This window comes from Metabacillus niabensis (assembly GCF_020524345.1).
Lineage (GTDB): Bacteria > Bacillota > Bacilli > Bacillales > Bacillaceae > Metabacillus > Metabacillus niabensis_B.
The window spans coordinates 1-10,724 of the sequence record NZ_JAIVLH010000045.1; the positions used below are offsets into that span (position 1 = coordinate 1).

Genomic DNA, 10,724 nt, shown 5'->3' on the forward strand with positions numbered 1-10,724 from the left:
CCTTCCGATCTACGACGCTCTTCCGATCTACTTCCGATCTAGGTACCTCGTCCCAACTGGGCCAAGGAACCTGTCCCTCTGTCCCTTCTAAGCCTAAAGGCTTAGAGCGAAATACAGCCACAGATTCTTCATTCGGTTGCCCGGATTCTTGATAATAGGATTTGGGTTAGCTGAGGGAGGAATTTATGGTGGATGAAAAAAAGATTTATATTTTACTGACTGACACTGGAACAATGTTTACTAGACTTATCAAATTATATACAAAAAAATCGTTCAATCATGCATCTATTTCTTTTGACCGATCTTTATCTGAAGTATACAGCTTTGGAAGAAAAACACCTTCAAACCCCTTCATTGGCGGCTTTGTGAAGGAAAATATGGAATCGCATTTTTTCAATCTAGCAAAATGTCGGGTATATAGCTGTACAGTCTCTCCTATTCAATATGAAGAAATGAGATGCTTCATACAAAAAATAAATGACGAAAAGTCCCTGTACCGTTATAACCTACTGGGCTTATTCGCCATTCTATTAAACAAACAACTAAATAGAAAATATGCTTTTTTCTGTTCGCAATTTGTTGCAACTGTCCTGCAAGAATGTGAATGTGTTCATTTCTCTAAACCCCTTTCACTTATAACACCACAGGAACTCATTAAAGGAAACGGTTTTCATCTTGTTTATGAGGGGAATCTCAAAAACTATCGTGAATTGGAACAGAGGAACAGGTCTCTTGTCCCAAATGGGACAAGGGACCTGTCCCCCCGTTCCTCCCCCCGTTCCTCACTCAGTATCTAATATATTTTTTAAGAAACCGTCCTGTCCGGTTTGGGTGAATAATAAGTCAAAGCCGAAATATGAAAGAAGCCCCATCACAACTGCCCAGAAAACAACACTAACTGTGATCCAAAAGAAGATTTGTTTTCTTGTGCCTCCAAAGCTCATTGCTAAAATAACACCAAGATGGCTACCGATTAAAAATGGAGCTACAAATGTTAATCCAGGCAAACCGTACTTTTTCCAAATTGATTCTGCTCGCTTCTGCTTTTTGTCTGATACTTCTTTGCCTTTCTTTTCCTTACGTCTTTGTAGCCACTCTTTTACTCGGTCCATTAATAAGATGAGTAACCAAAGGGTCAGAATATTACCCAATAACGCAAGAATGGCCACAGGAAGTGCCGGCAGTCCTGCTGCAACTCCGATTGGAATCACCCCGACTACCTCAAAAAAAGGTGTAGCTCCTAATAAAAAAATAATGACATACGCTAAAACAATACTCACGAATTCTTTTCCTCCTTCAATATTCTATCTGATGTACATCTTCATTCAAAAGAAATGGATAATTTGATTTTTCAAGGGTATTAGGTAATACGATTATCTTTAGCAAAAGTTCCCAATCTCATTAGAATGAGACAATGTATTTTCATTTTCTGTAGGAATGGCTTAAAATAAAAGGAAGGTATTGAATTTCAAAAATTCAGCATAAGGGGGAAAAGGAATGAAATTCAAATTCCAAGAATCATATGAACTTAAGCAATTCTTTGAAAACAATATTAAAAGTTTTGAAGAGAGATTATTAGCGGAAGCAGTCAATGTCACAGATAAGATTGATGAAATCCTGGCAATTGGTAACATTGATCTCGTTAATAACGCGAAAAAGCTTGTTACGTATATCGTAGACGGTAAGGAAAAGGAATTGCAACTCTTTGCAAAACAAGAAGGCATCGCCTGGTCTACACATTCCATTGATTTAACATTTAAACTCGAATGGATTCAAGCAATCCGCAGGACTGTGTGGTATTTTATCGAAAAGTATAACGAATATACAAACGGGAAAATTGTAGCTGACTTTTTTACCCTTGAAAAGAACATAAATAACCACATTGATGAATTTTTAAATAGCTTTTTTATTAGTTATTCTACATACAAAGATTCTTTGATCAAAGCACATAGAAAATTAGTAGAGAACCTTTCTGTCCCGATTATCCCGATTAATTCATCTGTTTGTATCCTGCCTTTGATCGGGTCAATTGATGATTACCGGGCAAATATTCTGGAAGAAAAGGTTTTAACTGAAATTGGCATATCACGTATTCAAACATTGATTATTGATTTATCAGGTATTGCAGATATGGAACCTAATGTTATTGAACATCTATTAAAAATCATCCATGGTGCTTCCATGATGGGCTGCAATTCCGTGATCACTGGATTGAGAAAAGAAGTTGTTCGGAAAGTGATTCATCTCGGCGTTTCCTTTGACAACAGAACAGAAACACTGGGAACTTTACAGCAAGCTTTAACTAAATATTTAGTGCTTTAATCTCCATCAAAAAAAGTGTGGAGCTACTCCTCCACACTTTCCTCTTCTTTATTATAAAATCTCAGCAAATCCCCATAAATAATTTTATCTGAAAAACTCAGTTCATCATGAGCCATGTCCTCATAGACATCACACGTTCCCTCACGCTCAATCTCTTCACCTGATTCACGATCATAACACAAAGTTGAAACAGAAATATAATCCTGTGTGATAAAGCTTCCATTTCTCAATACAGCAAATGGAGTCCGCTCAGGTGAAAACAAATCCTGACCAAATTGAATCCTATCCGTCGTATCAACCCCTAACAAATGTAAAAGTGTCGGTTTTACATCAATTTGACCTGAAATATCTGAAATTAACTTCGGATGCTGATCTGTAAGACCAGGTATATGAATGACAAATGGTACACGCTGAAGCTGAATCGTATCATATGGTGTGATTTCATCCTTGCCTAAAAATTGCGCTAATGCCTCATTATGATTTTCTGAAATTCCATAATGATCACCCATTAAGACAATAATCGAATTTTCATACAAGTTTTCTTCTTTTAATTTTTCAATAAATCGTTTTAATGCTTCATCCTGATAACGAACCGTCTGAAGATATCGGTTAAAGATCTCACTATTTGAATCATATTCATCAATTAGCTTATCTTCTTCCTCAAGCTCAAAAGGAAAATGATTTGTCAGTGTAATTGAGTAGCTGTAAAAAGGCTGTGGCAATGTTTTCATCAAATCAACCGTTTGCTCGAAGAACTCCTTATCCTTTAAGCCCCACCCGAATGAATTTTCAGGTGTGATGTCATAGCTTTCGATATCAAAAAATGTATCCACTTCAAACGAATCATACACAATATCTCTGTTCCAAAAGGTCGCATTATTCGCATGGAATGTTGCGGAGTAATAGCCGTAATCCTTTAAGATTTCTGGTGTTGCATTGTACTCATTTTCACTATTTGTAAAAAAGACGGAACCGCGTCCCAAAGGGTATAATGAATTCGCTACAATGAATTCCGAATCCGACGTTTTCCCCTGTTCTGTTTGGTGATAAAAATTTTCAAAGTAATAACTTTCATTTACAAAATCATTCAAAAATGGTGTAATTCCCTTGTCATTTAACGTTTCATTCAACACAAAGCTTTGGGTGGATTCTAATGAAACAAATATCACATTACGATCTTTCGCAATCCCAAACATCTCTTCACTTGGCTCTTTTTCATTTGCATTTACATAGTTCTGAATTTCCACAAGCTCATCACTATCTGCCAATGCTCTCTGTGCCGATGTTGCTGACTGCACAATTCCATCATATATATGGAAATTAAAGATCCCAATGTTTTTCACTAAAATCTCTCTGTCAAATGAACGGGTTAAAAACTGCGGACGCTGAATTTCAGCTAATCCTACATTGAATATAAACACGACACAAACAACGAGAAAATATGATCTTCTTTCCTTAACCGTCACAGCCCCATAATCTTTATGTCTATTTTTTCTCGATAACCAGATTAAAATAAGAATATCAACAAACATAAGGAAATAACTTGGCTTCACGATTTCTTGAATACTACTATCAAGATCCCCCATATTACTTGACTGAAATAATACCGGGATGGTCAAAAAATCATTGTAAAAACTATAAAAACTCATATTCGAAATTAACAAAATCGTCCCAAGTGTACTAACGACGATTATGTATATATCTCTTATCCTCTGCTTCATAAATAAAGCAAACCCAAAAACTAGTAAAAAGAAGCTTAACGGATTAATTAAGAGAATAAAAGATTGCATCGCATTTTCTATTTTTAAATCAAAACCTGTTCGATACACAATATATGTCTTCACCCACATAAAAACTGTGGCCACACTCAAGAAAACATACTTGCTCCATAATGTTCTATTCCGCATTGCTACCCCCGCTTAAACAAAACTATTCCTATAATAAAAATACCTCTCTCTCCCTATATTTTCAAGTGGGACGGAGGGACAGGTTCCTTGACCCACAATCAAACAAGGTCGTTCAGCATTTTAATGATCATCATAATCAACGTTTTCCCTTAGACTTATAATAAAAAACATCTAAACTACCTTCTCACAAATTTCATTTTTTGGTAACCATTCCAATCTCCCGCTAAATACAAGATTCTATTCTACTATTTTTAAAATCAGGATAAAAATACTGTTTTTATCAATTTTATTAAACTTTACAATTCCTTAACGTCCAGTTTACATAGTGAACTTATAATTACGTAAGCATAAGGGCTGTAGAACCTATTCATTGGAGTTGATCGTTACATTTAGTAGATATAACATTTTTCACTATTCTTTACCCACAAAAACCGAAAATGAAGCAAATATTGGAGGAAATATTCATGAAATTAAACAAAAAAGTCGTTGGAATTACTCTTGCAAGTACCTTAGCACTCGGTTCGCTCGGTTTCTCTTCAGCTAACGAAAAAGTTGAAGCAAAAAAAGATTCTCAAAAGGCCAAAAACGTTATTGTCCTTGTGATGGATGGTGTTAGTTCCAGTACAACAACTCTTGCAAGATGGTATAAAGGACAACCGCTTGCAATGGATGAGATTTTAACTGGAGGCGTCCGTACATACTCAGCCGAGTCTGCCATCACCGACTCAGCACCGGCAGGAACAGCAATGGCAACGGGAAATAAATCAAATGATAAATTTGTGGGCGTACTCCCTGAGAAAGTGGCCAATCCTGGAGTCGATCCTGACTTAGCAGATAATCCTTACAAACCTGTTGCAAACGTATTAGAAGGTGCAAAAATGAGCGGAAAAGCAACAGGAATCATCTCTACATCTGAAATTCAACACGCTACACCTGCAGCATTTTCTTCACATGCTGAACACAGAAGCGACTATGATAGCATTGCCGAACAACAAGTATACCAAGAAATGGATGTTGTCTTAGGCGGCGGTAAAAATTCTTTATTAGCTGAAAACCGTAAAGACGGCGAAGACCTGGTAGAGGTCATTGACAATAAAGGCTATGATCTTGTTGAAACACGTGATGAACTGTTAAATTCAAAATCAAGCAAGCTATGGGGATCATTCGCACCATCTGCACTTGCTTATGATATGGATCGTGAACAAACAAATCCAGATGAACCAACACTTGCTGAAATGACGAAAAAGGCCATTTCCACTCTTTCCAAAGATAAAGACGGATTCTTCTTATTTGTCGAAGGAAGCAAACCTGATTGGGCTGCACATGCAAATGATCCAATCGGCATGATCAGTGATACTCTTTCATTTGACGCAGCTGTAAAAGAAGCATTGGATTTTGCGAAAAAGAATAAGAATACGATGATTGTTGCCGTATCTGATCATGGTAACAGCGGAATTTCCATCGGAAACCAAAATACAAGCGGATCTTATTCTTCTATCCCTGTTTCTACCTATATTAATCCATTGAAAGAAGCTGAAATGACGCTGGAAGGTGCATTAAAGCAACTAAAATCTGATAAATCAAATGTGTTGGAAGTTGCCGCATTATACGGCATTGACAATCCTACACAAGAAGAAACAAAAGCCATTCAACAATCAAAAGATTTAGGTAAAACACTTGTACAATTACTTGCAAATCGTGCTAACATCGGCTTTACAACAGGCGGTCATACTGGTGAAGATTTATTCCTGTATTCATATGGCCCTGGAAGTCCAACAGGATTGGTCGAGAATACAGAGGTTGCCCATTCTGCTGCTAAAGCAATGGGATTTGACTTAAAGAAATTAGATAACCAAGTATTTGTAAATGCAGAAGCTGAATTCAAGAAAATTGGTGCAAAAGTAAAAGCAGATTCATCTGATGCAAATAACCCTGTATTAGTTGTGACAAAAGGAAAAACAAATGCTCAATTCCCTGTTAATAAAAACGTGTTAATCATGAATGGAAAAGAAATTGATTTAGAAACTGTTACTGTTGAAAGTAATGGAGAATTCTATGTATCAAAAGAAGCGATTCAACTTGTTAAAAAAGGGAAATAATGTTGAAAACCTCATCCATACGATGAGGTTTTTTCATCGTAATTTTGAATAATGAAAACCCTATTAACTGTGGTTACATATAAATTTGGTATACTTAATGACAGGTAATAAGGAACCAACTAATAAAGGGAGTGCGTTCATAATGATAGGAGTAGAAATTGATTTAGTTGTGACAGATAGTTTAAAAGCATTGGAATTATACGAAAAGATATTTGAAATCGACCGTGTTGAGGTTTCAGATTTACCAAAAGGTACAAATGAAGCCGTTTTTACCCTTTACGGTGTCCGCTTTCACATGTTGGATGAAAATCCCGAATTCCAATTGGTTGCACCAACCCAAGATGACCCTAAAACCATTTGGTTTAACGTCACTGTCCCTGATATTAAGGAAACCTATACAAAAGCAATGAGTTTGGGATGTACGGAAATCCAACCAGTTACTGAGCTACCTGATTACGGTGTATCAAATGCAATCTTTATGGACTCTTTTGGCTATATATGGATGCTTCACCAAATTCATAAAGTAGTGAGTCATGAAGATCGTATACGAATTTGGCAGGAAAAAAGAGATCATTAATAATATTCTTTATCTGAAAAAACTCGCCAAGGCGAGTTTTTGTTTTTTATATTCCAATATCCATTTCATTTTAATTCGAATTTTAGAAAAGCACCTAAAAGAACGGAACCCTTTACTCGATATCTTCAGACTTCTTTTTCCTTACTTCCTAACTCTCCTAATAACCTCAATCACAATCCCAACAACAAGTAACACAACAGCCACCTTACTGGCTGTAACAATTGCAGGATGCCCACTTTGTTCCACCATAATTGCGATAAATGCCCATATAAAAACAAGGGAATAAGCAATGTCATGTTGTGTTAACGTAAATACGATTCCAAGTATGGCACCAACAATCAACATGATGATCGCCCACACTTGTTCATTTAAACCAAACAATTGTTCAATACCATTTGCTTCAAAAATAACAAATACATTGACAATAGTGGCAACTGAAATCCACCCAATATACACTGAAAATGGAAACCTCATAAACCAAGTTGAATGAGGTAAATGTTGAATGATCCTATAAATGATGATCAGTGTAAGCAAAATCCCTAACATGATAAAAATTGATACATTAAAGTACTCGTTTTGAAACACAATAATCCATAAGCTGTTAAGAATGGCATTTATAAAGAACCAAACTCCAATTTTTTGATCGTTTTCCTTTTGCTCGTCATTTACAAAAAATTGACGGAGAACCCATACTGTCAGCAGAAAATAAATCAATCCCCATATAGCAAACGCATATCCTGCAGGAGTAAAGAGTGTAAACACCTTGTCTGATACTTCTGCTGTTGTTTGACCACCAATTGGCAATGCATTCGCTAAGTAATTCACTGCTAAAACAATTAGTAATCCAATTACATTTAAAATGGCATAAAACCTAAAACGATTCAACCGAGTTCCACCTTTCAAGGATGACTGCCTTTCTTACACTTTGATTATATTTAGGTTTTCCTCTTTACATACTAAGAAATATTTTTTAATTTTTCCGTTAATCGCAGGAATTCACTTTTGTTTTTATCTTTTAAGGATTGGTCAATTTTCTGTTGAATTTTCTTTTTTCGAAAATCTAGTAAAGCCTTTTCCAATACGATTTCAGCAGATATAGAATCTATGATTGTGACATCAGGCTGTTGTGAACGAAACAAATCCTTTTTCATAAAAAACAACTCCTTGATCTTTTTTCTATTTATATTAACCAGATTTTATAATCCGAAACATTTAAGTTGGATAAGGAGTTTACAAGTTTACTAATCTCTGAAAAATATCATTAATCACATGTTTAAACTTGCACACTTTGGGGCATCATTGATATTATTAGCTCTCTTTTTAATTTAGCTCTGATTTGGCTTTTTGCGTAAAACAAGTTATCCTACGTTTTTGACGATTGTGGAGCTAAATTTACTACTAGTTAGCAACGACAGCCACAAACTTCTATTTAACAATTAAAACTGGACATTGAGCATGCTTTGTAACCCGGTGACTAACACTTCCCAACAGCATTTCCTGAAATGAATTAAGCCCTCTGCTTCCCATTACAATTAAATCGAATGGTTTATCTTTAGCATACGTTAAAATAGTGTTGGCAGGGTCTCCTCTTAAGATCTTAATAGCATACTTCACACCTGCGTTATTGGCTAGATGAACGGTTGCATGAAGTTTCTTTTCTCTGCTTTCTCTAATACCTGCTGAATCCCAACTTCTCAACACATCTTGTTTTGAGGTGTTACCATCTACAACATAAATGACTTCAATTTCCCTGTTTTCGCTCAGCTTAGCAATCTGAATTGCTTTCTCGGCGGCTCTAATTGAGTGGATGGATCCATCTGTTGGAAGCAAAATATGACGAAACATATAATCCCCTCTTTCATCCAGCATTATACATCCATTATATTGGTGCAATCGCAACAATAAAAGCGCTTACAAGTTTTATTTTAATGAAAGTTTAAGCTTATATAGCGCAAAAAAAGAACATCAATAAGATTTGATGTTCTTTGATATTCACACGCTTAATGATTTGTTACTTTACTAAGACCGCCCGGCTTATTATGAACAGAAATTTTTTCTAAAAGCTTAATACTTTCCGTATTTACACCAATCAAATTAACTTTCACACCGTTTTGATGGTATTTAAAGACAATTTTATCAATGGCACCAACTGCCGAGTCATCCCACAAATGTGCGTTCGTTAAATCTAAATCAACTTCTTTTACATTCTCTTTGTAATCAAAGCTTTCCACAAAGTCAGTAACAGAAGCAAAGAAAAGTTGACCTGTCACCCGGTATATCTTTTTATCAGATTGATCTGCAGATAAGGTTGTCATCTTCACTTTGGATATTTTCGCCGCAAAGAAGATCGCACTTAAGATTATGCCAACAAGAACTCCTTTAGATAAATCATGTGTCATAATCACTGTAATAACTGTCACAACCATAACTAATGTATCAGTTAAAGGTACCTTATGCAAAGTTTTTAATGCTGACCAATCAAATGTACCGATTGATACCATAATCATAACCCCTACAAGAGCAGCCATTGGAATTTGAACAAGAACGTCATTTAACAGCAGGATTAACACCATTAAGAAAGCCCCTGCCACGAATGTTGATAACCGTCCTCTACCACCTGATTTTACATTAATAACCGATTGGCCGATCATCGCGCAGCCTGCCATACCACCAAAAAAACCTGAGACGATATTGGCAATTCCCTGCCCGCGTGCTTCTTTGTTCTTGTCACTTCCTGTATCTGTCATATCATCGACAATTTGAGCTGTTAGTAAAGACTCAACCAACCCAACAATTGCAATGGATAAAGAATAAGGAAAAATGATTTGCAACGTTTCAAAGTTCAGTGGAATATCAGGAAGTAAAAAGATTGGCAATGTTTGTGATAACTCACCCATATCCCCTACAGTCCTAACGTTACTTCCAGTCATAACCGCAATAACACTAATGACAATGATTGCAACTAATGGAGATGGAACAGCTTTTGTAAAACGCGGCAAAATGTAAATAATCGCAAGCGCTCCAGCTACCATCGCAAACATTGGCCAGGATTCCCCTACAAAATGAGGTAATTGTGCTGTAAAAATTAAAATAGCTAGCGCATTTACAAAACCAGTCATAACGGAACGTGGCACAAATTTCATTAGCCTTCCTAACTTTAATATACCCATGATGATTTGGATTACTCCAGTCAAAATAGTAGCTGCAAGTAGATATTGCAAACCATAATCAGCAACTAATGTCGTCATCAACAAAGCTGTTGCACCTGTTGCAGCTGAAATCATTCCAGGGCGTCCCCCAACAAATGCTATTGTCACAGCAATACAAAACGACGCATACAAACCAATCATAGGATCTACACCAGCAATGATTGAGAAAGCAATAGCCTCAGGAATTAGAGCTAGTGCCACCACAATACCTGCTAAAACATCGCCTTTAATATTTCCAAACCAAGAATATTTAATTGTACTTACATCCAAAAAAGATCCTCTCCCTTTTCATTTTTTATATAAAGTTAATGACTTTCAACTCTCATGAAAGTCGGGGCCGTTGTTAACAAAAAGCATTATAAACGATTTTGACTGCTTTGTGAAACTTTGTGTAAGCGTAGTCATTTATAAATCCCTTTAAATCCCTCACTTATTCTCCCACATTCAACTAAATTGTCATTTTTTTGTGGGGGTGGTCTGGGTTGGTCTGGGTCATTTTTCGTTCTTTCATTATTTTCTTCATGTTATTTTTAATCAAGCCATCTTGATAATGAATAAGCGGTTCAACATTTTCCTTTGGCGTATTCCTTAGTTTTTTGGCTGCTTCATT

The 10,724-nt window shown here is 36.1% G+C and carries 10 protein-coding genes; 4 read left to right on the forward strand and 6 right to left on the reverse strand.

Features of this window, described 5'->3' with window-relative positions; all coding sequences use genetic code 11:
- Positions 1 to 188 precede the first annotated feature (188 nt).
- Positions 189 to 797 (forward strand): hypothetical protein, encoded by a 609-nt coding sequence (locus tag LC095_RS26150; protein WP_226530841.1) that lies wholly within the window; start codon positions 189 to 191, stop codon positions 795 to 797.
- On the opposite strand, the gene LC095_RS26155 is transcribed toward LC095_RS26150, so the two are convergent.
- Positions 783 to 1,280, reverse strand: a complete 498-nt coding sequence (locus LC095_RS26155) for a small multi-drug export protein (protein WP_226530842.1) — start codon at positions 1,278 to 1,280, stop codon at positions 783 to 785. The genes LC095_RS26150 and LC095_RS26155 overlap by 15 nt on opposite strands.
- Before the next feature lie 217 nt (positions 1,281 to 1,497).
- On the opposite strand from LC095_RS26155, the gene LC095_RS26160 reads away from it, so the two are divergent.
- Positions 1,498 to 2,322: an STAS domain-containing protein gene (locus tag LC095_RS26160; protein ID WP_226530843.1), complete on the forward strand. Its 825-nt coding sequence runs from the start codon at positions 1,498 to 1,500 to the stop codon at positions 2,320 to 2,322.
- Between the two features lie 23 nt (positions 2,323 to 2,345).
- On the opposite strand, the gene LC095_RS26165 is transcribed toward LC095_RS26160, so the two are convergent.
- Positions 2,346 to 4,229 carry an LTA synthase family protein gene (locus LC095_RS26165; RefSeq protein WP_226530844.1) on the reverse strand — a complete coding sequence of 628 codons (1,884 nt, stop codon included), beginning with the start codon at positions 4,227 to 4,229 and terminating at the stop codon, positions 2,346 to 2,348.
- Between the two features lie 464 nt (positions 4,230 to 4,693).
- On the opposite strand from LC095_RS26165, the gene LC095_RS26170 reads away from it, so the two are divergent.
- Positions 4,694 to 6,328, forward strand: coding sequence for an alkaline phosphatase (locus LC095_RS26170; protein WP_226530845.1), 1,635 nt, complete (start codon positions 4,694 to 4,696; stop codon positions 6,326 to 6,328).
- Between the two features lie 142 nt (positions 6,329 to 6,470).
- A complete protein-coding gene (locus tag LC095_RS26175; RefSeq protein ID WP_264196214.1) occupies positions 6,471 to 6,905 on the forward strand; it encodes a VOC family protein in 435 nt (144 codons plus the stop codon).
- Between the two features lie 141 nt (positions 6,906 to 7,046).
- Here LC095_RS26175 and LC095_RS26180 read toward each other — a convergent pair whose 3' ends face one another.
- The 4 genes from LC095_RS26180 to LC095_RS26195 all read right to left on the reverse strand — a co-directional run bounded on the left by LC095_RS26180 (position 7,047) and on the right by LC095_RS26195 (position 10,384).
- On the reverse strand, positions 7,047 to 7,790 hold the full coding sequence (locus tag LC095_RS26180) for a tryptophan-rich sensory protein (protein WP_226530846.1): 744 nt from the start codon (positions 7,788 to 7,790) through the stop codon (positions 7,047 to 7,049).
- Between the two features lie 71 nt (positions 7,791 to 7,861).
- Positions 7,862 to 8,056, reverse strand: a complete 195-nt coding sequence (locus tag LC095_RS26185) for an IDEAL domain-containing protein (RefSeq protein WP_216775348.1) — start codon at positions 8,054 to 8,056, stop codon at positions 7,862 to 7,864.
- Positions 8,057 to 8,330: 274 nt separating this feature from the next.
- Entirely contained in the window at positions 8,331 to 8,750 is a 420-nt protein-coding gene (locus tag LC095_RS26190; RefSeq protein ID WP_226530847.1) for a universal stress protein, read from the reverse strand.
- Between the two features lie 155 nt (positions 8,751 to 8,905).
- Complete coding sequence (locus tag LC095_RS26195) at positions 8,906 to 10,384, reverse strand: SulP family inorganic anion transporter (protein WP_226530848.1); 1,479 nt, start codon at positions 10,382 to 10,384, stop codon at positions 8,906 to 8,908.
- Positions 10,385 to 10,724: the final 340 nt, after the last annotated feature.